General features: G+C 67.0%; 20 protein-coding genes. 9 read left to right on the forward strand and 11 right to left on the reverse strand.

Annotation, left to right across the window (positions count from 1 at the left end; all coding sequences use genetic code 11):
* Positions 1–148: 148 nt before the first annotated feature.
* Together J2S53_RS09150 and nrdR are read right to left on the reverse strand one after the other, a co-directional pair.
* The gene (locus tag J2S53_RS09150; RefSeq protein ID WP_456240632.1) at positions 149–2,992 is read right to left on the reverse strand and encodes a vitamin B12-dependent ribonucleotide reductase; all 2,844 of its coding nucleotides are present in this window, start codon (positions 2,990–2,992) and stop codon (positions 149–151) included.
* A 157-nt stretch (positions 2,993–3,149) separates the two neighbouring features.
* Positions 3,150–3,692 (reverse strand): transcriptional regulator NrdR, encoded by a 543-nt coding sequence (gene nrdR / locus J2S53_RS09155; RefSeq protein WP_456240633.1) that lies wholly within the window; start codon positions 3,690–3,692, stop codon positions 3,150–3,152.
* 1,114 nt (positions 3,693–4,806) lie between these two features.
* Here nrdR and lexA point away from each other — a divergent pair.
* Entirely contained in the window at positions 4,807–5,538 is a 732-nt protein-coding gene (gene lexA / locus J2S53_RS09160; protein ID WP_456242751.1) for a transcriptional repressor LexA, read from the forward strand.
* A 1,144-nt stretch (positions 5,539–6,682) separates the two neighbouring features.
* Positions 6,683–7,888 carry an MFS transporter gene (locus tag J2S53_RS09165; protein WP_456240634.1) on the forward strand — a complete coding sequence of 402 codons (1,206 nt, stop codon included), beginning with the start codon at positions 6,683–6,685 and terminating at the stop codon, positions 7,886–7,888.
* Between the two features lie 124 nt (positions 7,889–8,012).
* Here J2S53_RS09165 and J2S53_RS09170 read toward each other — a convergent pair whose 3' ends face one another.
* The 4 genes from J2S53_RS09170 to miaA all read right to left on the reverse strand — a co-directional run bounded on the left by J2S53_RS09170 (position 8,013) and on the right by miaA (position 12,257).
* The gene (locus tag J2S53_RS09170; RefSeq protein ID WP_456240635.1) at positions 8,013–8,507 is read right to left on the reverse strand and encodes a hypothetical protein; all 495 of its coding nucleotides are present in this window, start codon (positions 8,505–8,507) and stop codon (positions 8,013–8,015) included.
* 146 nt (positions 8,508–8,653) lie between these two features.
* Positions 8,654–10,024, reverse strand: a complete 1,371-nt coding sequence (gene hflX / locus J2S53_RS09175) for a GTPase HflX (RefSeq protein WP_456242752.1) — start codon at positions 10,022–10,024, stop codon at positions 8,654–8,656.
* Between the two features lie 335 nt (positions 10,025–10,359).
* On the reverse strand, positions 10,360–11,238 hold the full coding sequence (gene dapF / locus J2S53_RS09180) for a diaminopimelate epimerase (protein ID WP_092979405.1): 879 nt from the start codon (positions 11,236–11,238) through the stop codon (positions 10,360–10,362).
* 92 nt (positions 11,239–11,330) lie between these two features.
* Positions 11,331–12,257, reverse strand: coding sequence for a tRNA (adenosine(37)-N6)-dimethylallyltransferase MiaA (gene miaA, locus J2S53_RS09185; RefSeq protein WP_456240636.1), 927 nt, complete (start codon positions 12,255–12,257; stop codon positions 11,331–11,333).
* 418 nt (positions 12,258–12,675) lie between these two features.
* Between miaA and J2S53_RS09190 the strand changes: the two genes are divergently transcribed.
* Positions 12,676–13,998: a DUF349 domain-containing protein gene (locus tag J2S53_RS09190; protein WP_456240637.1), complete on the forward strand. Its 1,323-nt coding sequence runs from the start codon at positions 12,676–12,678 to the stop codon at positions 13,996–13,998.
* Positions 13,999–14,126: 128 nt separating this feature from the next.
* Here J2S53_RS09190 and J2S53_RS09195 read toward each other — a convergent pair whose 3' ends face one another.
* On the reverse strand, positions 14,127–14,597 hold the full coding sequence (locus tag J2S53_RS09195) for an Rv2732c family membrane protein (RefSeq protein WP_456240638.1): 471 nt from the start codon (positions 14,595–14,597) through the stop codon (positions 14,127–14,129).
* Between the two features lie 47 nt (positions 14,598–14,644).
* Entirely contained in the window at positions 14,645–16,129 is a 1,485-nt protein-coding gene (gene miaB, locus J2S53_RS09200; RefSeq protein WP_456242753.1) for a tRNA (N6-isopentenyl adenosine(37)-C2)-methylthiotransferase MiaB, read from the reverse strand.
* 538 nt (positions 16,130–16,667) lie between these two features.
* Between miaB and J2S53_RS09205 the strand changes: the two genes are divergently transcribed.
* The 4 genes from J2S53_RS09205 to J2S53_RS09220 all read left to right on the forward strand — a co-directional run bounded on the left by J2S53_RS09205 (position 16,668) and on the right by J2S53_RS09220 (position 19,923).
* Positions 16,668–17,396 (forward strand): amino acid ABC transporter ATP-binding protein, encoded by a 729-nt coding sequence (locus J2S53_RS09205; RefSeq protein WP_175496803.1) that lies wholly within the window; start codon positions 16,668–16,670, stop codon positions 17,394–17,396.
* A 57-nt stretch (positions 17,397–17,453) separates the two neighbouring features.
* Positions 17,454–18,341 carry a glutamate ABC transporter substrate-binding protein gene (locus J2S53_RS09210; RefSeq protein WP_456240639.1) on the forward strand — a complete coding sequence of 296 codons (888 nt, stop codon included), beginning with the start codon at positions 17,454–17,456 and terminating at the stop codon, positions 18,339–18,341.
* A gap of 68 nt (positions 18,342–18,409) precedes the next feature.
* Complete coding sequence (locus tag J2S53_RS09215) at positions 18,410–19,060, forward strand: amino acid ABC transporter permease (protein WP_092628642.1); 651 nt, start codon at positions 18,410–18,412, stop codon at positions 19,058–19,060.
* Positions 19,057–19,923, forward strand: coding sequence for an amino acid ABC transporter permease (locus tag J2S53_RS09220; RefSeq protein WP_092979197.1), 867 nt, complete (start codon positions 19,057–19,059; stop codon positions 19,921–19,923). The genes J2S53_RS09215 and J2S53_RS09220 overlap by 4 nt, the downstream gene beginning before the upstream one ends.
* 154 nt (positions 19,924–20,077) lie before the next feature.
* Here the strand turns inward: J2S53_RS09220 and J2S53_RS09225 are convergent, their stop codons facing one another.
* Positions 20,078–20,746, reverse strand: coding sequence for a transporter substrate-binding domain-containing protein (locus J2S53_RS09225; protein ID WP_245780226.1), 669 nt, complete (start codon positions 20,744–20,746; stop codon positions 20,078–20,080).
* 182 nt (positions 20,747–20,928) lie between these two features.
* Between J2S53_RS09225 and edd the strand changes: the two genes are divergently transcribed.
* Together edd and eda are read left to right on the forward strand one after the other, a co-directional pair.
* Complete coding sequence (gene edd / locus J2S53_RS09230; protein ID WP_456240640.1) at positions 20,929–22,800, forward strand: phosphogluconate dehydratase; 1,872 nt, start codon at positions 20,929–20,931, stop codon at positions 22,798–22,800.
* A 22-nt stretch (positions 22,801–22,822) separates the two neighbouring features.
* On the forward strand, positions 22,823–23,446 hold the full coding sequence (gene eda / locus J2S53_RS09235) for a bifunctional 4-hydroxy-2-oxoglutarate aldolase/2-dehydro-3-deoxy-phosphogluconate aldolase (RefSeq protein ID WP_456240641.1): 624 nt from the start codon (positions 22,823–22,825) through the stop codon (positions 23,444–23,446).
* Between the two features lie 123 nt (positions 23,447–23,569).
* Here eda and J2S53_RS09240 read toward each other — a convergent pair whose 3' ends face one another.
* Both J2S53_RS09240 and J2S53_RS09245 read right to left on the reverse strand, forming a co-directional pair.
* Positions 23,570–24,625, reverse strand: a complete 1,056-nt coding sequence (locus J2S53_RS09240) for an ABC transporter substrate-binding protein (protein WP_456240642.1) — start codon at positions 24,623–24,625, stop codon at positions 23,570–23,572.
* 90 nt (positions 24,626–24,715) lie between these two features.
* Positions 24,716–25,396 (reverse strand): HAD family hydrolase, encoded by a 681-nt coding sequence (locus J2S53_RS09245; RefSeq protein WP_456240643.1) that lies wholly within the window; start codon positions 25,394–25,396, stop codon positions 24,716–24,718.
* Between the last annotated feature and the right edge of the window lie 961 nt (positions 25,397–26,357).

A 26,357-nucleotide genomic window follows, 5' to 3' on the forward strand; every position in this document is an offset into this window, starting at 1 on the left:
GCGTGACGCCCGCACCACGGTCGCCGCCACCGGTTTTCCCGACCTCCGTCCCGCCCCGGAGTTCGAACGAGGAATCGGGAGCCGGTCGGCGGACCGGCTCCCCGAACTCACCCCGAGTCGACGAAATCCTACTGGCGCTGAGCGGCTGTCAGCTGCATCCCGAGGTGGCGCCGCACCCCTCGCAGAGGTAGCAGGAGCCCGACGGCCGCATCTTGGTGCCGCACGTCATGCACAGTGGAGCGTCGGCCGCCTTGCCCAGCTTCAGTTCCAACAGCTCGGTGGAACTTCCCGCTTCGGAATCGTCGGAGTGATTCTGCACCAACGGGGTGGGCTGCTGGGAGTAGTCGACCGATTCGCGCATCGACTCCACCTGGTTGGTGGTCTCCGCCTCCGCCGCGCCGTTGACCTGCTCGGTGCGCTCCTGAGCGGTGAAGATGCCCAGCTGCGCCCGCTTCTCGTAGGACAGGTGATCCAGCGCCAGCCTACGGAACAGGTAGTCGAGCACGCTGCTGGCCATCCGCACGTCCGGATCGTCGGTCATCCCCGCGGGCTCGAAACGCACGTTCTGGAACTTGGATACGTAGAACTCCAGCGGAATCCCGTACTGCAGGCCGACCGAGATGGACATCGCGAACGCGTCCATCACACCGGCGAGCGTGGAGCCCTGCTTGCCGAGCTTGATGAAGATCTCACCGAGACCGTCGTCCGGGTAGGACCCGGCGTGCAGGTAACCCTCGGCCCCGCCGACCGTGAACGACACGGTCTGGCTGGGACGTTTCTTGGGCAGCCGCTTGCGGACCGGCCGGTACTCGATCTCCTTCTCGACCCGTTTCTCGGCCTGCTCCTTGTCCTCGTTCTGGCCCTTGCCGCCGCTGCCCGCGGACAGCGGCTGGCCGACCTTGCAGTTGTCCCGGTAGATGGCCAGGGCCTTCAGTCCCAGTCGCCATCCTTCGAAGTAGATCTCCTGCACGTCCTCGACCGTGGCGTGCTCCGGCATGTTGACGGTCTTGGAGATCGATCCGGACAGGAACGGCTGCACGGCGGCCATCATGCGCACGTGCCCCATCGGGGCGATGGAGCGCTGGCCCATCGCGCAGTCGAATACGTCGTAGTGCTCCGGGCGCAGCCCGGGAGCGTCGACGACGTGACCGTGCTCGGAGATGTACTCGATGATCGCCTCGGCCTGCTCGTCCGGATATCCCAGCGCACGCAACGCGCGGGGCACGGTCCGGTTGACGATCTGCATGGAGCCGCCGCCGACCAGCTTCTTGAACTTGACCAGCGCCAGATCCGGTTCGACACCGGTGGTGTCGCAATCCATCATCAGACCGATGGTCCCGGTGGGTGCCAGCACGGACGCCTGGGCGTTGCGCCAGCCGTTGCGCCCGCCGATCTCCAGCCCGCGCTGCCAGACCTGGGTCGCCAGGTCGTGCACGGCGACGTCGTTGTGGTGGTACGTCCGCACCAGATCGTTGGCGGCCGCGTGCTTACGCATCACACGCTGGTGTGACTCGGCGTTGCGGGCGTAGCCCGCGTACGGTCCGACCGCTCCGGCCAGCTCGGCGGAACGTTTGTAAGCGGTACCGGTCATCAACGAGGTGATCGAGGCGGCCAGCGCCCGCCCACCGTCGGAGTCGTAGGCGTGTCCGGTGGCCATCAGCAACGCGCCCAGGTTGGCGTAACCGATGCCGAGCTGCCGGAAGTCACGGGTGGTCCGCCCGATCGATTCCGTGGGGAAATCGGCGAAGCTGATCGAGATGTCCATGGCGGTGATCACGAGCTCGACCGTGCGCCGGAACAGGTCCGCGTCGAAGGTGAGGTCCTCGCGGAGGAACTTCATGAGGTTCAGCGAGGCCAGGTTGCAGCTGGAGTTGTCCAGGTGCAGGTACTCCGAGCACGGGTTCGAGGCAGTGATACGGCCCGACTCCGGGCTGGTGTGCCAGTCGTTGATCGTGTCGTCGTACTGGATTCCCGGGTCCGCGCACTCCCAGGCGGCCCTAGCCATCCGGTTGAACAGATCCCTGGCCTGCACACTGTCGGTGGTCGAGCCGTCGGTACGGGCCCGCAGCCCGAACTGGCCGTCGCTTTCGACGGCACGCATGAACTCGTCGCTCACCCGCACCGAGTTGTTCGCGTTCTGGTACTGCACCGAGACCATGTCGGAGCCGCCGAGGTCCACGTCGAATCCCGCGTCACGCAACGCGCGGATCTTGTGCTCCTCCTTGGACTTGGTCTCGACGAACTCCTCGACGTCGGGGTGATCGACGTCGAGCACGACCATCTTCGCGGCACGGCGAGTGGCACCGCCGGACTTTATGGTCCCGGCCGAGGCGTCGGCTCCCCGCATGAACGACACCGGCCCGGACGCGGTGCCGCCGGAGGAGAGCAGCTCCTTGGAGGAGCGGATACGCGAGAGGTTCAGTCCCGCGCCCGAGCCTCCCTTGAAGATGAGCCCCTCCTCCTTGTACCAGTCGAGGATCGACTCCATCGTGTCGTCCACCGAAAGAATGAAACAGGCCGACACCTGCTGCTTCGAGGTGGTCCCCACGTTGAACCAGACCGGCGAGTTGAAGCTGAACACCTGGTGCAGCAGCATGTAGGTCAGCTCGTGCTCGAAAACCTCGGCATCCAGCTCGGTGGCGAAGTAGCCGTGCTCGGCACCGTTGCGTGCGTAGGTCTTGACCACTCGGTCGATCAGTTCCCGCAGGCTGCTCTCCCGCTCCGGGGTGCCGAGCGCGCCGCGGAAGTACTTGCTGGTGACGATGTTGACCGCGTTCAGCGACCAGAAGTCGGGGAACTCGACGTCACGCTGCTCGAAGTTGACCGAGCCGTCACGCCAGTTGGTCATGACGACGTCGCGTCGTTCCCAGTTCACCTCGTCGTAGGGATGCACACCCTCGGTCGTGTAGACACGCTCCACCCGGATGCCCGCCTCACGGCTACCCGACTCCGACTCCCCTACGGCGGTCGGGTTACCGACGGTTTCTGTCATGATTCGGGCCTCTCCCTTGTCGCTCGCTCTCCTACTTCCACCGTCCGGGCTCCCCGTCCGTCCCGGTGGTTTCTCACGCTGCGAGTTATCGCCCGAACGGGCGCCCCGCTCGCGTTCCGCACCGCCCTTTCGGCGGCGCGCCGCCCCCTTGCCCGGTTTAGGCATTCGCACTCGCCTCGTCCTGTTGACCGGCGGATTCGTTCTCCTCGCCGTCCGCGGGGGTCTCCCCGGCTCCGGAGTTCTCCGGATCCGGCCCCTCCGCCCTGCGCAGTTCGGCTATCTCACGTTCAAAGTCCTCCACCGAGGTGAACGAACGATAGACACTGGCGAACCGCAGGTAGGCGACCTCGTCCAACTCACGCAGCGGGCCGAGGATCCCCAGCCCCACCTCGTGGCTGGGCACCTCCGGAACACCGAGCGACCTGATCGTCTCCTCGACTCGATGGGCGAGCTGCTGCAGGTCGTCCTCCGCCACAGGGCGCCCCTGACACGCGCGGCGAACCCCACGCACGACCTTGTCCCTGCTGAAGGGCTCGGTCACCCCCGAACGTTTCACCACCGTGAGCACCAGCTCCTCGACAGTGGTGAACCTGCGTCCACAGCCCGCACACGACCGCCTGCGCCGGATCGACTGCCCTTCCTCCACCTCACGGGAGTCGACGACACGCGAATCGTCACCTCGACAGAACGGACAGCGCAATCGCCAGTCATCCCCTCGACACAGCCCAATGGTCCAAGGGCGCGCACGACGCGACGCCCGGTACCTCGCGGACGGTTGACACCGCTGGGGGTGAGCAGCCGTCGACAAGACGGCCACACCCAAGCTATGGATTAATCACAACGATGCAACTACTAGATGTTGTGGTTGAGCCTAATCCTGGCCCGAATCATAAGCAACTCGGGAAGCAGGATGTCGACCACCCCCCGGACAGCGATCACAACGCCGCTCCGGCTGCTCGGGGACGGACGCCGCCACGGAGCACGCCGGCTCCCGCCTCACCCGAGCGAAAGCGCCACTCCCACGAGCAAGACGAACGCACCCGCCCCCAGGGCCGCCGCGACGAGCAAGGCGATCTCGACGACAGGCGAGCGCGGCGGACCGGAGAGCGACTCACCACCGGGCGCGCCGCCCCGGCACCCGACAACGGAGCACGACGCTTCGAAGCGGGCAACCGAGCATCGCGAGTCACCACGACAACTCTCGTGGCCGCTTGGCGGCCCAGTACTCGACGCGCGCGGGCCCGCGGGAGCGCGCGAGGACGCAGCGGCAAGATACCGCGCCCCGCGATCATAAGCAGCGCGGCGTCCCACCACCGTCCGGCACTCGCGGTCCTCGAGCCTCCTGGCAACACGAAACACCGGCATCGCGACTCCCCGTACGAATCTTCGGTATCCACGGCCCGGCACAGGAGCCCCATCACCGGGAACCGCACGCCTTCCCCGCTGGGACGACCGACCCGTCCGCAACACATCCGAGCGCGATCGAACACGAGTTCGATCGAACTGCTGTACGAACGGTCTAGCACCAAATCGGTCCGAGCGCGAGAGGTTCACCGTGATCGACACCGGCGGGCCCGCTCGCCTCCGGCAACAGCGAGAGCTGGAGGGCTGGGACGCCCTCGCGCGCCTCGGCCACACCTGACGGCTCCATCCACCCGCACGTGGTCGCGGCGGCCGAGGAACCGCCCGATCGACCGCGTTTTCGAGGCGAGAACACGACGAATTCACTCGAACTAGTGTTTGATCCGAGTCCGCGCGCCGTCTAATCTGGAGATGTGCGTGCACGCGCGAGCGGCGATGAACAGGAGGGCGTGGTGGACGGCTACGCTTCCGACCGGTTCGACGGCGGGACGTCCGGCGAAGCCGACACGACACCCCGGGCGACCGACTCCGAGAACAACGGCGAGACCGCCTCGGAGCCGAACGACGAGCTCACTTCGCGCCAGCGAAGCGTGCTGGACACGATCCGACAGTGGATGCGGGACTACGGCTATCCGCCCAGTGTGCGCGAGATCGGCGACACCGTGGGGTTGACGTCCACTTCCTCGGTGGCATACCAGCTGCGTGTACTCGAAGGACGCGGGTACCTGAAGCGTGATCCGCATCGCCCCCGCACGGTCGGCGTGGTCACCAATGACGACTCGGAATCCCCGACTTTCCCCGACGGATCGAACCCCGCTTACGTGCCGGTGGTGGGACGTATCGCGGCGGGCGAGCCCATCCTCGCCGAGCAGTCCGTGGACGAGGTGTTCCCGCTGCCGCGGGAGGTCGTCGGAGAGGGTTCCCTGTTCCTGCTGAGCGTGGTGGGCGACTCCATGGTGGACCTGGCCATCACGGATGGTGACTGGGTGGCGGTCCGGCAACAGCCCGACGCGGAGAACGGCGACGTCGTGGCCGCGATGCTCGACGGGGAAGCCACGGTGAAGACCTTCAAACGTACGGCGGAACACCTGTGGCTGATACCGCACAACGACGAGTACGAGCCGATCATCGCCGATCAGGCCACCGTGCTCGGCAAGGTGGTCGCTGTGCTGCGCAAGATGTGACTCTTCGGCGGAGAATCGTAGCGCCTGGCCCGGCCGTAGCGCTTCGACACGGAAGCCGTTTCATCGGGGCGGGAAAGCGACAACAGCGCTGGCTCAAGTACCCGCTGTCGGACCAGTTGACGAGTTCCGCTCGTATTTCCCGGGGCGCTCGTATTTCCCGGGGCGCTCGGATTTCCCGACTCAAGGTGCAGCGGCCCCATCCGTAGCAGCCCCATCCGTAATGCCCCTGCCCGCGACAATGCCCCTGCCCGCGACAGCGGGCACCACTACTTCCTCCGCTCGAATCACCCGAGCCCTACCTCCGTCTCCCGGGAGACGCCGTTCCCGCGGGCCCGCCACGAACTTCGGCAGTAGGACGAGATCCCGGCTCCGCCATTCCCCAGGGACGCGGACGAACATCCCCCGCGAGTGACCATCGCGGAACGGCCTGTTCGACGAGGGCGGTCCGTACTCTCCGTTCGAATCTCCCCTCCGCTCGGATGTCCTCCTCCGTTCCACCGCCCCTACGGCGACAAAAACCGACCATTTACCCTCTTAGTTGCCAAGCTGTTCGACCCCCGAACACATGACGATCGGCTCACCCCGCAAGCCACGACCAACATCGGGACCATCAGGTAAAACTCGGAAAAACTCCCAGTTCCAGCGCGAACACCCAGCTGTCTCATGGCCTCCGAAAACGACATACTGTCATCGATACCCAACACGAAGAGTAACTCGGACCACGATATATCCGCTTTGACAAAACGGGACAGTTGGTTTTTTAATGTCGGAGCAAGGTTCGACCGGACTTCGCGAGCGGCACGACGGAGGAGGAGCGCCCTTCGAACACTTCGCACGACTCGAACCGTCCGGGGATCACGCGCGGGCCCGGCCGTCTCGCGCGGCGACCGTGCCCGCGACGACCACACGGAATACCGGGATCGCGACCGACGAACCGAATCGGGTCCGAACGCGAAAACGGTGCTCCCCGACTGGCAACGAACGGAATTCGTCAGGCACCACGAACACCTGACGCAGCAGCGAATGACAGTACTCGAACCCGACGTTCGACGAATACAGCTGATCGAAGTGCCGGGGTGGCCCCCACAGCCACTCGTCATGACACCAGCTTCGACTTAACGAGCGATACGCAAGGAGGTTCGCCGTGTCCCACCGGATACCGCCCTGGTTGCTGGTGCTGTTTGCGGCGCTGCTGGCAACGGGCACCGACGAGTTCGTCATCGCGGGGGTTCTCCCCGAAGTGGCCGAAAGCCTGGATGTCACCGTGAGTGTGGCCGGGCAACTGGTGACCGCTTTCGCAGTGGTCTACGCCCTGGGAGCACCCACGCTGGCCGTCGTGCTCGACAGGCTGCCGCGACGACTCGTCCTGGGCGGAGGGCTCGCGGTCTTCACGGTGGCCAACGCTGCCGCCGCTCTCGCGCCCGAGTACTGGACGCTGATGGCTTCTCGCATCGTCGCCGCGCTGGCAGCGGCGAGCGTCACCTCGGCCGCTTTCGCCACAGCGGCTTCCGGCGCACCCGAAGGTCGACAGGGCAGTTATCTGTCCGTGGTCACCGCGGGGATGACCGTGGCACTTTTCACCGGTGTTCCGCTGGGAACGCTACTCGGCGGGCTCTACGGGTGGCGCGCCACGTTCTGGCTCATCGCGGCCGTGGGAGCACTCTCGGCGCTCGGTGTTTTCGCCACCGCTCCCAGGATCGCGGGCAGTCCCGCCGCACCGCTGGCCGAACGGCTCAGTCCACTGCGCAGCCTACCGGTGGCACGGCTGGTGACCGTGACGTTCTTGTGCGGAACAGGCGGTCTGATGTTCTACAACTACATCGGTCCGTTCACCACCGCGACAGTGGGTGGCGGTGCTGATCTGCGCGCGGGAATGTTGCTCATCGTGGGACTGCTCGGTCTCGTGGGAGCGCTGTTCGGTGGCAGGGTCAGTGACGCCCTCGGCCCCCACCGCACGCTGAAACTGGTGGTCGGAGGCCACCTGGCCGCGCTGCTCCTGGCCGGGCTGTTCGGCGTCTCCGGCGTGACGAGCGCGATTGTGCTGGGAATCCTGGTGGCACTGTGGTCCACTTTCGCCTGGAGTCTCAACCCGCCCATGCAGGGAAGTGTGCTCGCGGCGGCGCCACAGGCCGGCATGACGGCGATGGCTCTGAACATATCGGGGCTGTACCTGGGTACCGGTGTGGGCGGCGCCATCGGTGGTGTCGTCGTCGGCACCCTGGGAGCCAGCTACGTTCCCTTCGTAGGGGCGGCACTGATGCTCGTCGCCTTCTCGTTGACACCACGAGTGCGGCAGCACGCAGCCGCGACACCGACGGAAGAAGCGGGATACAGGACCCCGGTCAGCTGAGCGGCTGTAAACAGCGGTCATGGAAAGTCGGCTGATCTGGTGATCGCCGCTGTCACCATCAGTGGTGACGACTCCCCCGCTCAATCGGAACCGCTGGATGGCTGCCCAGATACCGGATCGCCCCTCACGACGAGCAGCAGCACGAGGACTGTTCCCCCGAGGCCGAGCAGGACGCGCCGCCCTGGCGGGGACCGCCACTCGGAGAGTGAGGTGGTGGGGGCCGCTGAAGTCGTGAGGAAGAGGTCTCCCGAGCCGGGGCGGGGACGGCACCCAGCGGGTTCTTGGTGACGAGGTGGACATTTCCCTCCCTGCCCAACAGCAGCGCCTCGGCGTCGTGCGGGCCATCCGGGCACTTCATCCGGTAGAGCTCGGTCGCGCCGGAGGGATCGATCACGTGCAGCGCCACAGTGTCCCTGCGCGAGCTGTTGTCCCCGGTGTCGGCCAGCCACAGCGTGCCGTCGGCCCGCCGTCCGAGATTCACCACGTCGTAGGTATCCGTCTCGACGGAGTGGAAGCGGACCACCGAGCAGTCAGACGAGTCGAGTTCGTAGACGCGCACCCGACTACCAGCGTCTCCCACGGCGAACCAGTTCCGGTCCCCGACCGCCGGTCTCGACAACTCGGCGAGCCGCTCCTGCCCGGGCGTGCACCGAACCCGTGGCGCGGGTGGCGCACCGATGCTCGGCTGCCCGGAGGCGTACCCACCGGTCAACGCGGAGCCGGCCGGCGGTCACCGGCAGTACGCGGCGACGCGCCGGGACCGGCTCATCCCGTCGTGGCGAACGGTTCGAGCGCGTTGGCCAGATCCGTCCGGACCTTGGCACGCACTCTGGTTCCCTCCGCGGTGTGCTCACGTGCGACGAGCTCACCCTCGGTGTGCACGCGGGAAACGAGCTCACCCCTGGTGTAGGGCACCAGCGCGTCCACGTAGACATCCGGTTGGGGCATCCAGTCGGCGACAGCGCGCTTGAGCTCCTCGACTCCCGTTCCGGAACGGGCCGAGACGAAGATCGCCTCGGGAAGTAGCCTGCGTAGCTCGACGACCTTCGTGTTGTCCATGGCGTCGGCCTTGTTCACCACGACCAGCTCCGGTGGGACCGTACCGCCCTGCTCGGCACTGATCTCGGTGACGACCTCACGCACCGCGCTGACCTGCTCCTGTGGCGCGGGATCGGTGCCGTCCACCACGTGCAACAGCAGATCAGCCCTGGTTACCTCTTCCAGCGTGGAACGGAACGCCTCGACCAGTTGGTGCGGCAGGTGCCGCACGAACCCCACGGTGTCGCTGAGGGTGTAGGGCCTGCCGTCCGGCGTACGGGCACTGCGGGTGGCCGGATCGAGCGTCGCGAACAGCGAGTCCTCCACCAGCAGCCCGTTGCCCGTGAGTGCGTTGAGCAGACTGGACTTGCCCGCGTTGGTGTAACCCGCGATGGTCACCCCGGGAACGGCGTTGGCGACACGGCGCGAGCGCTTGGTCTCACGGATGGTGCTCATCGAGGCGAGCTCCTTGCGGAGCTTGCTGATGCGCTTGTGGATCCGCCGACGGTCCGTCTCCATCTTGGTCTCACCGGGACCACGGGTACCCACACCACCGTTGCCGCCACCGGCGCGCCCACCGGCCTGCCGGGACATCTTGTCACCCCAACCACGCAGCCGTGGCAGGTAGTACTGCAACTGGGCGAGCTCGACCTGGGCCTTGCCCTCCTTGGAACTGGCGTGCTGGGCGAAGATGTCCAGGATCAGGGCCGTGCGGTCCACGACCTTGATCTTGAGTTTCTCCTCCAGCTGCCTGAGCTGACCCGGTGCGAGCTCACCGTCGCAGATGACGGTGTCGGCTCCGGCCGCCAGTGCCATGTCCCGCAGTTCGCGCACCTTGCCCGGGCCGACGTAGGTCGCGGGGTCCGGGCGGTCCCTGCGTTGGACCACACCGTCCAGCACTTCCGAGCCTGCGGTTTCGGCCAGTCTGCCGAGTTCGGCGAGTGAACTCTCCGCCTGTACGGCGGTACCTTCCGTCCATACGCCGACCAGTACGACCCGTTCGAGTCGCAACTGGCGGTACTCGACCTCGGTAATGTCGGACAGCTCGGTGGAAAGACCGGAAACGCGGCGCAGCGAAGCACGCTCCGCGCGCTCCATCTCGCCGATGGAGGGCTCCCGGGAGTCCGTGCTCAGGTGTTCACCGGCCGTCCGTACGTCAGCGCCGTCCGCGCCGGTGTTCCACTCGGCCGCTTCGGGGCGCTCATCGGTGTGATAACGGCTTCTCAAGTAATCCTTACTCAGTCACTAGTGGGGTATCCGGTTGTGGCCCGACCGCTCCGAACGAACCGCGGCTGGGCAAGGCCCACGGCGAAACCGCGGGCGGCCCTGACCCGGTCGGCCCCGCTCTCGGGAGGCGCCACTCGGGGTCGCCCCTCGGGGGTGGTCGGTTCGGTCCTGCCACCCTGTATTATGGCACGACCGTCCACTGGTTTTCACCGGTTCGTACCCGAAGTGACCAGTACGGGCTCGCCGATACGCCGCCACCAGTCGGCGTCGAGCTCACCCCGGGCGAGGAGTTCCGCCGGCCCGGTCAGCGTAGTGGTCTCCGGAGTGACCTCGACCTCCACCGTTCCCCCCGGAACGTGCACCAGACGGACACCGTTCTCACCGCCGTCGGCGCGCAGCGCGGCCACGGCGGCGGCTACGGTCCCGGTGCCACACGAACGGGTTTCACCAACGCCTCGCTCGTACACCCGCATCCGCAGCTCCCGCTCGTCGAGCGGCTCCACCAGTTCGATGTTCACGCCGTGGGGGAACAGCTCCGGGTCGTAACCGGGCTGTACCGACAGGTCGAGGTCACCGATTCCGGACGTGACGCAGACCAGGTGCGGATTGCCCAGGTCCACCGCCAGCGCGGACATCGCGTAACCCGCGACGGTGACGCTGGAGTGCCCGGTGACGGCAGCACCGCCCATGTCAACGGTCACGCGTCCGTCCTCGCCGACGAGGACTCCACGCAGCCCCGCACGCGTGCCCACCGGAACGTTCCCCGACGCGGCGAGCCCCGATTCGAGCAGGTAACGCGCGAAGACGCGCACCCCGTTGCCGCACATCTCGGCCACGGAACCATCGGCGTTGCGGTAGTCCATGAACCACGCGTCGGTGGGGACGTCGGAGGGGAGTTCCTCGCCCAGCAGACCGCCCGGAACGACCCGCAGCACGCCGTCGGCGCCCAGGCCGATCCTGCGGTCGCACAACGCGCGTACCCGTGCCGCCGTCAGGTCGAGTTCGCCCCGGGGGTCGGGCAACACGACGAAGTCGTTCTCGGTTCCGTGCCCCTTGAGAAATTCCGGTCCCGCGTAAGACTGCACCGCCACAGTCTAGCCGCCGGGTACGCACCCATCCGGGACACACCGCGGAATCCGAACCTCGTTCGTCGGCGAAACGGCACGCCAACGGTCACTCATTCCGCACCGGCGCGGCCCAGGAGCCGGAAGACCTCCTGCACGGTGTCGGTCCGCGCCGCGTCGAACCAGTGGATGCGCTTGTCCCTGCGGAACCAGGAACGCTGTCGCCGCACGAACCGTCGGGTGGCTCGCGCGGTCTCGGCGGCGGCGGCCGTCATGTCCGCCGCCTCGTCCAGCTCGGCCAGCACCTGCTGGTATCCCAGCGCTCTGGAAGCTGTGCGGCCCTGCCGCAGCCCGCGATCCTCCAACGCACGAACCTCTTCGACCAGTCCCTCGTCGAACATCTCGGCGACTCGCGCGTTGACCCTGGTGTCGAGTTCGGGCACGGAACGGTCAAGCCCCACGAGCAGGGTGCCGTAACGAGGCGGGCCGGGTTCGGGGAGATTGGCGGAGAACCGACGTCCGGTGATCTCGATCACCTCCATCGCTCTAACCACTCGCCTGCCGTTGGACGGCGATATCGACTCCGCCGCGGGCGGATCGAGCTCGGCGAGTTCGCGGTGCAGCGCTTCGGGGCCGATCAGGTTCAGCCGCTGTCGCCAGCGCTGCCGTACGACCGGGTCGGTTCCGGGGAAGTTCAGCTCGTCCAGCACCGCCTGTGCGTAGAGCCCGGAACCGCCGACCAGGATCGGCGGGACCCCGGAGTCCAGCAGCCGTTCCACATCGGATCTGGCGTGCCGCTGATAAGCGGCTACCGAGGCCGTCTCGGTGACCTCGAGGACGTCGAGCTGATGGTGCGGTACGCCGCGTCGCCGCTCCGGTGGGAGCTTGGCGGTGCCGATGTCCATCCCGCGGTACAGCTGCATCGCGTCGACGTTGACTATCTCGCCGCCCAGCCGTTCGGCCAGTCGCAGCGCCAGTTCGGACTTGCCCGTGGCGGTGGGACCGAGAACGGCCACCGGGCGTGGCGTGGTGGCGGGCATCCCTCCAGCCTAGGGTGTGTTTCACGGCCGGAGCAGCGGCACACCCGACCCGCCTACCGCGCACGCGCGGCCGACACGCGGTAGTCACGAAAAAGCCTTCCTACCGCCAACAGGGTGGTGCCGTCCAATATCGTGGTAGAGGCACATTCATGACGGAAGCTGCCAGCGGGCGCTGTCGGCCCGTGCGGACCAGGGGTTTCTACGACCGGTGTGCATTCCACCCGGTCCGCACCGGCAGTGTCGGCACCGGGAACCGGGAGTTTCGGCCGTCTCGGGCTGGTCGACACGCGCCCGGGCTGTTTGAATGCGCCGACGGCGACACATCCGACGAGGTGTCGCCGGGTGCTTCGGCCCCGTCCGACGACGGGGCGCTCGTGCTCCGCACGAGCACTGAGCGGGCAGAAGGAGGAAGCCGGCCATGACAGACCAGGACACGACGCCGAACACCGCCGACGCGTCGGCGGCCGCGGACTCGACAACGAGCGGTTCGGGACGTGGCGCCGCGCCCGCGGTACCGATCGCTTCCGGCGATCCGGCGCGCTGGGGCCGGGTCGACTCCGAGGGGGAGGTTTACGTACGAACCTCCGAGGGAGAACGGTTCGTCGGATCGTGGCAGGCGGGAGACGCCGACGAAGGACTGGCTCATTTCGCTCGGAGGTTCGACGATCTCCGCACCGAGGCCGAGCTGCTGGAGACGCGGCTCTCCTCGGGTTCGGGAGATCCGAAACAGGCGTTGTCCAGCGCCAAACATCTGCGTGACGGGCTCCCCGAGGCCTCCGTGGTCGGCGATGTCGACTCGCTGGCCACACGGCTGGAACACATCGTGACGCGCGCCGAGCACGCGGTGGAGCAGGCCAAGGCCGAGCGGGAGAAGGCACGCGCCGATGCGGTGGCGCGCAAGGAAGCGCTGGTCGAAGAGGCGGAACAGATCGGGGCGGAAGCCACCAACTGGAAAGCCGCGGGAGACAGGCTGCGTGCCATCTTCGAGGAGTGGAAGAGCGTCCGGGGCGTCGACCGAAAGACCGACGAGCAGCTCTGGAAGCGGTTCACCAAGGCCCGTGACGCTTTCAACCGCCGCCGGGGGTCGCACTTCGCGGAACTGGACCGGCAGCGCAACGCCGCCAAGGAACGCAAACAGGAGCTGGTCGACGAGGCCGAATCGCTGACCGAATCCACCGACTGGGGTCCCACCGCGGACCGCTACAAGCAGTTGATGAGCGAGTGGAAGTCGGTGGGGCGCGCGCCCAAGGACAGCGACGAAGCGTTGTGGAAGCGCTTCCGTGCCGCGCAGGACAAGTTCTTCTCCCGCCGTTCCGAGGCGTTCGCCGAGCGCGACGCCGAGTTCGCCGAGAACGCCAGGCTCAAGGAGGAGCTGTTGGCGGAGGCGGAGCGAATCGACGCCGACACGGACCCGAACGCGGCCCAGGCGCAGTTGCAGCGCATTCAGCGACGCTGGGACGAGATCGGCAAGGTCCCCCGGGAACGCATCCGCGAGCTCGAGGGCAGGCTGCGTGCGGTCAACGATCGGGTGCGCTCGGCGGCCCAGCACGAGTGGCGTCGCACCGACCCGGAGGCCCAGGCCAGGGTCGAACAGTTCCGCGAGCGGGTGGAGCAGTACGAGCAGCAGGCCGCCAAGGCACGCTCTGCGGGCAACGAGAAACGTGCCAAGGAGGCCGAGCAACAGGCGCGGCAGTGGCAGGAGTGGCTCACCGCCGCGCAGAACGCCCTGACGGACCGCTGAGCGTCGGGTGAACCGATCGGCGGGCGCAGCTGGTCGACCGCTCCCGAACCGGGAAGCGGACGACGCCGGTGCCCGCCGATCGGTGCCGCCGAGCGATCACCGCGGCACCCGCGCTCCGAACGGCTCGGTCAGGCGCGGGACCAGACGATCCGCAGCCACTGACCAGCCAGTACCCCCATCGCGATCACCGCGATGAACAGTCCGAACGCGGGACCAGGCTCTCCGGCCTCAGCCGTCTGCCTGGACCAGATGGCGATGACTCCCTCCACCGTGACCACGCAGCAGAGCATCGCCGCCAGCCACGCGATCGCCCACCGACGCGTGACCAGGGCCAGGGCCCCGAGCAGCACTCCCGCTATGGCGGAGTTGATGGAGAACAGCCGGGGCAGCAGCCCGATACCCAGCGCCGGATCCGCCTGCCCGGCCAGGACCTGCCACCCCGGAGCACCGCCGACCCACGGCAGCACCGCGGTCAACACGAGAACCAGCATGATCCCGGTGATGACCAGCGCCCGCACCCCCGGATCGATCACACGACCGATGTCCCGCTCGGCACGGGACAAATCGGTACGGAACCGCTGCTGGTCGCCCTGGTCCACTTGTTCGTCTCCATCCGAAAGCGGTCGCCCGGCACCGGAATTCTCGCTCAACATCCGCACCCCTGCTCGGCGGTGCTCTCGGTGCTCGCGTCGCTCGGAGCGCCGAACGAGGGCAGGCCGAGACCGACTCCCGAGGTCTTGGGACGTTGTCCGGCCTCCCAGCGATCACCGGCCACGGTGCGACGGTGTCGGTGCACGCCACCGTCCGCGAGCAGATGGTGGGGCGCTGCCCTGCTGATCGTGGTGTGCACGAGATCACCGGGACGGAGCTCCCCGTCCGTCTCCCCCTCGGGCGTGAAGTGCACCAGCCGCCCGTCCCTGGCGCGGCCCGAGCGACGCTCGGTGTGCGCGTTCTTGCGCCCCTCGCCCTCGGCGACCAGCAGCTCGACCTCGCTTCCCACCAGTTGCTGGTTGGCCTCCAGCGAGATCTCGTTCTGCAGCTCGATCAATCGGTCGTAGCGCTGCTGCACGACCTCCTTGGGCAGCTGTCCGTCCATCTCGGCGGCGGGAGTGCCGGGACGCTTGGAGTACTGGAAGGTGAAGGCGCTGGCGAATCGTGCCCTGCGCACCACGTCGAGCGTCGCTTCGAAGTCCTCCTCGGTCTCCCCGGGGAAACCGACGATTATGTCGGTGGTGATCGCCGCGTGCGGCATGGCCTCGCGCACCTTGTGCACGATGTTGAGGAAGCGCTCGGCGCGATAGGAGCGACGCATCGCCTTGAGCATGCGGTCGGAGCCGGACTGCAGCGGCATGTGCAGCTGGGGGCACACGTTGGGGGTCTCGGCCATCGCGTCGATGACGTCGTCGGTGAAGTCCCGGGGGTGCGGTGAGGTGAAACGCACCCGCTCCAGCCCCTCGATGTCGCCGCAGGAGCGCAGCAGTTTCCCGAAGGCGTAGCGGTCACCGAACTCGACGCCGTAGGCGTTGACGTTCTGCCCGAGCAGGGTGACCTCGAGAACCCCCTCGGAGGCGAGCGCGCCCACCTCGGCCAGCACGTCGCCGGGACGACGGTCCTTCTCCTTGCCGCGCAGCGAGGGAACGATGCAGAAGGTGCAGGTGTTGTTACAGCCGACCGAGACCGAGACCCACCCGGAGTAGGCGGACTCGCGACGCGCGGGCAGCGTGGAGGGGAACTGGTCCAGCGATTCCAGGATCTCCACTTCGGCTTCCTGGTTGTGCCTGGCACGTTCGAGCAACGTCGGCAGCGATCCCAGGTTGTGCGTGCCGAAGACGACGTCCACCCAGGGCGCACGCCGAACGATCTCGCCGCGATCCTTCTGCGCCAGGCAACCCCCCACCGCGATCTGCATACCGGGGTTCTCCCGCTTGGCGGCACGCAACCGCCCGAGGTTTCCGTAGAGCCGATTGTCGGCGTTCTCCCGCACCGCGCACGTGTTGAACACGACCAGGTCGGCGGTGTCGTCGCCCGCCTCTCGCACGTAACCGGCCTCTTCCAGCACCCCGGACAACCGCTCGGAGTCGTGCACGTTCATCTGGCAGCCATACGTGCGCACTTCGAATGACTGAGGCACCCGCTTGTCCGTCACGCTCCCACCATATCCCCTGGTGGAAAGCACTCATTCGTGGTACGGGAACCGAGGGCGTCGACCGGGGCGAGCCGAGGTCACGGTCCAGGTCACCGGGTCCGCTGTCCTGCTCGTCGGACTCGTCGGACAGTGGTGGCGAGCTCGGAAACGCGCTCTGCCCCGGTCGGCAGGAACAACCGCGGCCCGCGACCGACAGCCGTATCGGCACCGGTGAAGCGGTGCCGGTGAAGCGGCACGGCGGCTGGAACCGGCCGGCATCGAACCCATCGGGTGAACCTCGTACGGTGCCGGACCGGCCACCTGCCGGCCACGAGGCTCGGACACAGTCCGTGGCGGGTCGAGCCGTCGACGCGTTCGACGCCCGCACAACACCCCGAAAACGGTGAATGTAATCGAGTCGCAACATCAGTCGACCGATCGGTGCTGGACTCAGCGGCTTCATGCGCCTTAGGTTGCCTTCATCGTGTCCGCCGTTTCCGACCGATCTGGAGATCGAATGACCGAAGTTTCCACGGATACGCCGATGATCCGGGTGTCCGCGGTCGACAAGTACTTCGGGTCACTGCACGTGCTCAAGGACATCAACCTTGAAATCCCCCGTGGTCAGGTCGTGGTGGTTCTCGGACCCTCCGGTTCGGGCAAGTCCACCCTCTGCCGAGTACTCAACCGGCTGGAAACGATCGATTCGGGCGCCGTCGCCGTCGACGGAGTGCCGCTCCCCGAGGAGGGGCGCGCGCTCGCCGAGCTCAGGGCGGATGTCGGAATGGTGTTTCAGCAGTTCAACCTGTTCGCGCACAAGAGCATCATCGACAACGTCACGCTGGGACCGATCAAGGTCCGAAAGCTCGGCAAGGACGAGGCACGCGAAGAGGGCATGCGGCTGCTGCGCCGGGTGGGGATCGCCGACCAGGCGGAGAAGTACCCCGCGCAGCTCTCCGGCGGGCAACAACAGCGCGCGGCGATCGCACGGGCACTGGCCATGCGGCCCAAGGTGATGCTCTTCGACGAGCCGACCTCGGCACTGGACCCGGAGATGGTCAACGAGGTGCTCGAGGTGATGGCGGGGCTCGCCGAAGAGGGCATGACGATGCTGGTGGTCAGTCACGAGATGGGATTCGCCCGCCGCGCCGCACACCGGGTGCTGTTCATGGCCGACGGTGAGGTCGTCGAGGACACCTCCCCCGAGACCTTCTTCGACTCGCCCGAGTCGGAACGCGCCAAGGACTTCCTGGGCAAGATCCTCACTCACTAGATCCGGTTCGCACCCGGACGTCGATCGGTTCCACGACCACCACTGGAAGGGACACCCATGCGTAACGGCAAGCTGACCGCCGCGGCGATCGCGGCGGCGACGGGCCTGCTGCTCAGCGCCTGTGGCAGCGGTTCGAGCTCCGAAGAGGGCTTCTCCGCTCCCGTCGCCGAGAACCCCTCGTTCGAGCAGGGCACCACGATGGCCGAATACGCCGACTCCGGCGAGATCACCATCGGGACCAAGAAGGACCAGCCGTTGTTCGGGCTGGAGAACCTCAACGGCGAGATGCAGGGTTTCGACGTCGCCATCGGCGAGATCATCGCGGGCAAGCTCGGCATTCCGGCTGACAAGATCAACTGGAAGGAAACCCCGAGCAAGAACCGCGAGCTGTATCTCGAACAGGGCAAGGTCGACATGGTCGTGGCCACTTACACGATCAACGACAAACGCGCCGAGCGGGTCACCTTCGCCGGGCCGTACTACGAGGCCGGTCAGGACCTGATGGTCAAGCAGGACAACAACTCGATCACCGGTCCGGAGTCGCTGCGCGACAGCGACGCCAAGGTGTGCTCGGCCAGGGGCTCCACGCCTTCCGAGCGGATCCGCGAGTACGTCGACTCCTCCCGGCTGGTGTTGTTCGACACCTACTCGAAGTGCGCGGACGCGCTGCGCAACGGCCAGGCGCAGGCGGTCACCACGGACAACTCGATCCTGATGGGCCTGGTCAGCGAGAACGAGAACCAGTTCAAGGTGGTCGGCAACACCTTCAGCGAGGAGCCCTACGGCGTCGGGATCGTCAAGGGCGACGTGGACTTCTGCCAGTTCATCAACGACAGCCTGCGGACCGCCGCCGAGAACGACACCTACCAGGAGGCCTGGAACTCCAGCGCGGGCCAGGTTTCGGATAAGACACCGGAACTGCCCGAGCTGCAGTCCTGCGGCTGAGCCTCATCCGTCTGTGTGAGGGGGCACCGGCGATCCCGGTGCCCCCTTTCAGCTCGCTGGAGTGAAACGTGCAAGTCCTTATCGACAACTATCATCTGTATCTGCGGGGGCTGGGCACGACGCTGCAGATCTGCCTCTACGCGGGACTGCTGACCCTGGTGGTGGGCACGTTCATCGCGGGTTGCCGCGTCGCCCCGCTCACCCCGCTGCGTGCGTTCGGCACCGCCTGGGTGACGGTGTTCCGGAACTGTCCGCTGGCCGTGGTGCTGTTCTTCATGGCGTTCGGCATCCCGGCGCTGGGGATCAACGCCTCGTACTTCGTGTTCGGCACCATCGGACTCGCGCTGTACACCTCGGCATTCGTCTGCGAGGCGATCCGCAGCGGTATCAACGCCGTCTCACCGGGCCAGGCGGAGGCCGCTCGATCCGTGGGACTCGGCTTCGGGCAGACCCTGCGGCTGGTGATCCTGCCGCAGGCGGTGCGCAGCATCATCCCCCCGCTGGGCAGCGTGATGATCGCGATGATCAAGAACTCCGCGATCGCTGGGGCGTTCGGAATCGGTGGCGATCTCTACGCGGTGGGGATCCGGCAGTCCTCCGCTCAGGGTGAGGAGATCATCCCGGTGTTGCTGGGTGTGGCGCTGGGCTATCTGATCATCACCATCCCGGCCGGACTACTGCTGGGTTACGTGGAACGGAAGGTGGCGATCGCACGATGAGCGACTCCGTGCTCTACGAGGCTCCCGGACCGCGTGCCAGGCTCCGCGCCCGATACGCGAGCGTGATCACCGGTCTCGTGCTGCTCGCCGTCTTCGGCTGGGTGATCTACCGACTGGCTCAGGGCGGTGAGTTCACCTACGAGAAGTGGGGTCCGCTGATCGACCCCACCAACGAGAGCTTCACCCCACTGTGGACGCTGCTCGGCAAGGGGTTGGGCAACACCCTGCTGGCGGCCGGTTGGTCCATCCTGTTCTCACTGGTGATCGGCACGATCCTCGCGCTGACCAGGGTTACGGCAGCGGCTTGGTACCGCTGGGCCGTGGTCGGGGTGATCGAGCTGCTGCGCGGCACCCCGGTGGTCGTGCTGATCTTCTTCGCCTACCAGGCACTGCCGGTGATGGGCCTGGACCTGCCGGTGATGTGGTCACTGGTCATCGGGCTGACCGCGTACAACTGCGTGATCATCGCCGAGATCGTGCGTGCGGGGATCGACTCGCTGCCCAAGGGGCAGAGCGAGGCGGCCTACGCCGTGGGGATGCGCCGCGGCCAGGTCATGTTCAACGTGCTGCTGCCGCAGGCGTTCCGGGCCATGCTGCCCGCGTTGATCAGCCAGCTGGTGGTGGTTCTCAAGGACACCTCGCTCGGTTTCACGATCAGCTATCCCGAGTTCGTGCAGCGGGGCGAGACGGCCATCGAGAACCTTGGCAATCCCATCCAGCTGTACCTGTTCATCGCGTTGATCTTCATCGTCATCAACTACACGCTGAGCAAGCTCGCGGTGTACACCGAGCGCAGGTTGAGCCGTGGTCGCAAGTCATCGGCGACCGCGGAGCCGGAAAGCGCCGCCACCACCGGGGACTGAGCCGATTCCGGGCGGAGGACCGGTGGGGCACGTCGCGACGGCCGCGAACGTGCCCCACCGTCGACAATCGCTCCGCGGCACCGGCGAGGTGGCGGAATACGCCCGGTCTCCCGCCCCGGAAGAACCACGGGGCGGGAGACCGCCGACGAACGTTTCAGCCGGAGAGCTCGGGGGCCCGCGCTTCGGGGCGCCTCTCGCGCAGCGTCTCGTCCGCCGCCTCGGCCCAGCGCCCGTCGGCGATCGCGGCGTCGAGGACCGCACGCAACCGATCGCGGAACCTCGCGTCGCCCTCGGCGATTCCGACCAGCCGTTCCGCGGGCCGTGACTCGGGGCCGGTGACGACGTAGGGGGCCACCACGGTCACTCCGTCCGCCTTCCGGTCGAACCCGCCGAGCAGCACATCCACGCTGCCGCGTGCGAGGGCTCCGCTCCGCAGCGAGGCGGGCAGTCTGCGGAACGCGACGTCGGACGCGGAATCCAGCCCCACTCCCTCGGCCAGCAGACCGGCCAGCCGGACGTCGAAACCGCGGTATTCCCCGTCGGTCCGGCGCAGGAAGTCCGCTGAGTCGTTGGGCACGCCCACGAGCAGTTCGCCGCGTCGCCGGATCTCGGAGAGGGCGGGCGAGCCCGGCAGCCGCGCGCCCCCGGTCGGCGTCGTCGCCGAGGTCCCGGTCCCGGCGGACGGCTCGGCACTGCGTTGCTCGGGCGGGAGCACCGCCGCTCCCCGCTCACCGTCGGTGGCCGCACAGGCCGAGAGCAGCGACACGAGAACCAGTCCGAGCACCGCACGGGGTACCGCTCGTAGCCACATGCACGTAATCATCGTCCCGCTCGTCACTCGGTGTCCACCTGCCTCGGAGAACATTGCTGTAGGCTCGTGGCCGACTGGATCGGTTGTGATACACGGTTAACACCGGATAGGGTCCGCAACCGGTTCATACCAATCGAGGCGCCAATGTCGTCGCCCGTCCGTACCGCACCCCCGTACGCACCGGGAGGCGATGAGTGACACCGACAAGCGTGCATCCAGTAGTCCGCGAAATTACCGAACGTATCGCCGAGCGCAGCTCCGCGACGCGCCGCGAATACCTGGAACGGGTTCGCGCCGCGAAACGCACCGAACCGGCCAGGGCGAACATGGCCTGCAGCAACCTCGCCCACGGTTTCGCCGCCATCAGCGGTACCGATCGCGAGTCCGTGAAGGGACTCGTGCGTCCGGGCGTGGCGATCGTTTCGGCGTACAACGACATGCTCTCCGCACACAAGCCCTACGCGGAGTTCCCGGACTGGATCAAGGAGGCCGCCCGCCACGAGGGCGGCGTCGCGCAGTTCGCGGGCGGCGTTCCCGCCATGTGCGACGGCATCACGCAGGGACGTGACGGGATGGAACTCTCCATGTTCTCCCGGGACGTGATCGCGATGGCGACCGGTGTGGCGCTGTCGCACGAGATGTTCGACTCCGCGCTGCTGCTGGGGATCTGCGACAAGATCGTACCCGGCTTGCTGATCGGCGGACTGACCTTCGGGCACCTGCCGATCACACTGGTACCGGCAGGTCCGATGCCCTCCGGACTCCCCAACGGGGAGAAGAGCCGGATCAGGCAGCTGTTCGCCGAGGGCAAGGCCACTCGGGAGGAACTGCTGGAGGCCGAGTCCGCCTCCTACCACTCCCCCGGCACCTGCACGTTCTACGGCACGGCGAACTCCAACCAGCTCGTCGTGGAGATGATGGGGCTGCACCTGCCGGGCTCCACCTTCGTGCCGCCGGGAACACCGCTGCGCAGGGCACTGACCGAGGAGGCGGGCCGAAACGCGGTACGGGCCGCGAAGTCCGAGGAAGCCCCCTCGATCGGGGAGATCATCGACGAACGCGCCATCGTCAACGGTGTCGTCGCGCTGCTGGCCACCGGCGGTTCCACCAACCACACGATGCACCTGCCCGCGGTGGCATCGGCCGCGGGGATCCAGCTGACCTGGGACGACTTCTCCGACCTTTCCTCGGTGGTGCCGCTGCTCGGCAGCGTCTACCCCAACGGTTCCGCCGACATCAACCACTTCACCGCCGCGGGCGGGGTACAGACCCTGGTCTCCGAACTGCTCGAGGCGGGGCTGGTGCACCCGGACGTGCGAACCGTCGCCGGTGACGGGTTGGAGCGCTACCGCCAACAGCCCTTCCTTGAGGACGGCGAACTGGTCTGGCGGGAAGGCCCCGCCCGGAGCCTGGACACCAGCGTGTTGCGCGGTGTCTCCGAGCCGTTCGACACCGAGGGCGGCCTGCGAGTGCTGGAGGGCAACCTGGGACGTTCGGTCATGAAGGTCTCGGCGGTCAAGCAGCAGCACCGTTCCGTGACGGCCCAGGCTCGGATATTCGACGACCAGGAGCAGTTCAAGGCCGCGTTCCAGGCCGACGAACTCAACCGCGACGTCGTGGTGGTCGTGCGCAACCAGGGGCCGCAGGCCAACGGGATGCCCGAGCTGCACGGGCTCAGTCCCGGCCTCGGTGTGCTGCAGGACCGGGGTTACCAGGTGGCGCTGGTCACCGACGGGCGCATGTCCGGAGCATCCGGCAAGATTCCCTCCGCGATCCAGGTGACTCCCGAGGCCAGTGCGGGGGGCCGGCTGGCGAGACTCCGCGACGGTGACGTGCTCCGGGTCGACGGCGAGCAGGGCACCCTGGAGGCGCTCGTTCCCGACGACGAGCTCGCCGCACGGGAGCCCGCCGCACCGGCGGCACTGCACCAGTTCGGCACGGGACGCGAACTGTTCGCCACCTTCCGGCAGGCGGTCGGCAGGGCCGACCAGGGTGCCAGCGTCTTCCCCACACCGGAACAGCAGACGCAGGCACAACAGCAGTCCCGCGACGAAATCTCCGCCTGAGCCAGTACGAACGGATTCCACGATGCGAGCCGCAACCGACATCCTCGATATCAGCCCGGTCATCCCGGTCGTCGTACTCGACGACGCGACCCACGCCGCCCCACTCGCCCAAGCGCTGCAGCGGGGCGGTATCCGCACCATCGAAGTCACCCTCCGCACCCCGGTCGCGCTGGAGGCGATCGAGCGGATCAACGACGAGGTCGAGGGCATCACGGTCGGGGCCGGGACGATCACCCAGCCGGGACAGGCCAAGGAGGCGGCCCGGGCGGGAGCGGGTTACCTGGTGACACCGGGTACCACCGACCGGCTGCTGGACGAGGTGGCCGACACCGAACTGCCCGCGCTGCCGGGAGTAAGCACCGTCTCGGAAGCGCTGCGACTGGCCGAACGCGGCATGCGGGCGCTGAAGTTCTTCCCGGCCGAGCCCGCGGGCGGGGTGCCGTACCTCAAGTCGCTGAGCAGCCCGCTGCCCGAGCTGTCCTTCTGCCCGACCGGAGGAATCACCCCGGACAACGCCGGGCGTTACCTGGCGCTGCCCAATGTGCGCTGTGTCGGTGGCTCCTGGCTCGCCCCGAAGGAGGCACTGGCCAAGGGCGACTGGGGCCACATCGAGGCGTTGGCACGTCAGGCGGTCGCGCTGGGCTGACCGAGAGCTCGGTGCGGGAGGCGTCGATTTCTCGCGAAATGTACGCCGGTGCGTGGGCGGGTGCTTTCCGAGGCGTCACCGCACGCACCGGCCGTGTCCGTTCCGAGCCCGAGCGGACCGGGATCACTTCACCGGCTGCACCTTGGTGCTCGGATCGCCGTCGATCGCCGCCGCCATGCGCGGCACCAGACCGTCGAGCGCTATGGGCAGGCTGAGCGGACTGGAGAAGGAGACCGCCCCGTTGAGCGTGGTCTGACGCTGCATGGTGATATCCCGGCCCTGCTTGACGACGTCGAGCTGCTTGTAGACCTGCTTACGAGCGATGCTGTCCTCCGGGGCACCGTAAACACCCAGCAGCAGCACGTCGGCTTCGAGCAGTCCGAGGCGCTCCTTGCTGAGCTGCTTGGGCTCCCGGTTCTCACCGGAGAACAGTTTCTCGGTGGCGGAGGGAAGCCGGAGCCCCAGGGAACGCAACAGCCTGGGGGCGGGACCTTCGGCGTAGACCCATGCCTGCCCGCTGATCGATGTGGCCAGCAGCCCGGTGGCACCGTCGAACGCCGGATTACGCGAACGGGCCGCTTCGAACTCACCCTCGATGTCGGTAACGAGTTGATCGGCCTTCCGGCTCTCGCCGAGAGCCTTACCGATGATCTTGGTCATGTCCTGCCAGGGCACACCGTAATCGGCGTACTCACCGGGCTGGGCGACCGTGGGAGCGATCGCGGAGAGCTTGTCGTACTCCTGCTTCTTCAGTCCGGAGTTGACCCCGATGATCACGTCCGGTTCCAGTGCCGCGATCCGTTCGAACTCCAGCTCCTGTCGCGCCAGCACCTCGGGCATCTCGCGATCGCCCAGTTTCTCCCGGGCCCAGGGCCACAGCGCGCCGTCCTGTCCACCGAACCACTCACGGGTGGCCACCGGGGCGGTACCGAGCGCGAGAACGGTGTCCTGATCGGTCAGTCCCACCGTGACGACACGCTCGGGGCGCTTGGTGATCTCGGTGGTGCCGTGCTTGTGTTCGACGCTTACCGGGAAGGCACCCGAACCGGAACCGGAGCCCGGTCCGGAACCGCCGCCGTTGCCGGGAGCACAGGCCGTGAGCAGTAACAATCCCGCACCACCGAGCAGACCTCTGCGGCTGATCTCGGAGCGGATGGGGCCGAACTTGTCGCGTGGCATTGCGTACCTCAACTACCGGAGTCGATGTTTAGGTTAGCCTAAACAAAACGAAATGCCCGGTTCAAGACCGCCCCACCCCGGCGAGCGGACTCACCGCACCATCGCCGGAGTGATTCGGGACACAGCGACACGCAGCGAGTCCGCCACGGGACGCCCCGTGCTTTCCAGCGCCGCGCGCGACATGACGCCGGTACTCACCAACACGCACTCCGCCCCGACCTCCGCCGCGGCACGGGCGTCGTCGGTGACGTCGCCGATGACCACCGCCTCGGAGGGTTCCAGTCGCAGCGAACGCAGGTGCGCGTCCAGATACGCGGCCTTGGAACCGCCGACCTCGGAATCGCGCAGCCCGTCGATCCGACCGAACATCGAACTCAGCCCGAAACGCTCCACCAGCGGCACCAGCTCGTCGTGGAAGAACATGGACAACAACGACTGGCTGCCACCCCGCTCCCGCCATTCCCGCAGCGCGTGCGGCGCCTCGGGATCGAGTTCGCAGGTGTGCAGCAACCGCCGGTAGGCGTCGTGGTAGATGCGATCGATGGCACGCCAGTCCCGTTGGTCGATCTCGCGTCCGAGCACTCGCTCGTAGGAGTCGCGCAACGGCCTGCCGAAAACGGCGCGCCAACCGGGGAGATCGACCGGTTCGGCGTCATAGGCCGCGCACACCGCGTTGACCGAGGCCACCACGGCCTCGTTGTCCGCGAGCAGTGTGCCGTTCCAGTCCCAGACGATGTGCCGCGTCGGCGGCCGCTCACTCGATACGCTCACCGGCGGATCCTATCGTTGTCCACCGACTGCGTTCGTGCGCCGAAGTCCTCGCCGCGAAGCGTTGGCGGTTCGGCAGTTCCTCGCGCCCGATCTCGCATGCGGCGACGGATCTGACGAGTCGTCGCGACAGCAGCGCGGCACAGCGGGTGGAGACACTCCAGCCGTGGGCCCGGCCGGAGTGAACCGCTGGTGGAACTGCGCCGAGGTCAGTGCCCAGTTCGGATGAGGCCAGTGGAGCATGACCAGGTGACAGCCAGTGTCACGACGAAGATCACCGCCGAGACGATCGGAGCCCAGAACCGCCCGAAGACCCGTGACGAATCACCTCTGGCCGGAAATGAATTTCATAGCCGCTGTTTCAGTCGTGCCGGAAGCACCACGGATGCACCGTGGTGACTCCGGAATCGTGATAGCCCGGAACCGTGACAACGGAGTCACCAAGTCACCACTTCAGCACATCGCGGGATGTGCGGATTCCTTGCGGTAGCCCTTGGAAGTCACCACTACCGTGTAGTAAGCGGAAGCTCCACGACACTTTCCCTTAGCCACGAAACTACCGTTGTGATGATTGCTGTACCTAGTAGAACCTATCTTTTCGTCGAACCCGTTGTTGACGTCCTTCCACACTTGGACCTCCAGCCAGCCGACGACATTTCCGCAACCGGATCTTCCTCCTCTACCACCGACCCAGGCACCGTTCTGCGAAGGTTCCCACACTGTTAGTCGGCAGGCTTTCGCCGTGGCCTCACTCTCCGAGGAATCACCCCAGGAAGGAACGGAAGCAGCCAGGGAACCACCCACCATCGCCGCGGCCAGAAAAGCTGAAACGAAGAATTTGGAACGCAACGCCGATCTCCTCACGAAAGAAATTCGGAGTGGTCACCGAGTCACCCCGAACCGCAGAACCCCAGCGACCGCCCACCCTCACACGAAAAGACATTAACAAAACCCGAGCCAATTC

Origin of the sequence: Actinopolyspora lacussalsi, from assembly GCA_030803735.1 — a bacterium.
GTDB lineage: Bacteria > Actinomycetota > Actinomycetes > Mycobacteriales > Pseudonocardiaceae > Actinopolyspora > Actinopolyspora lacussalsi.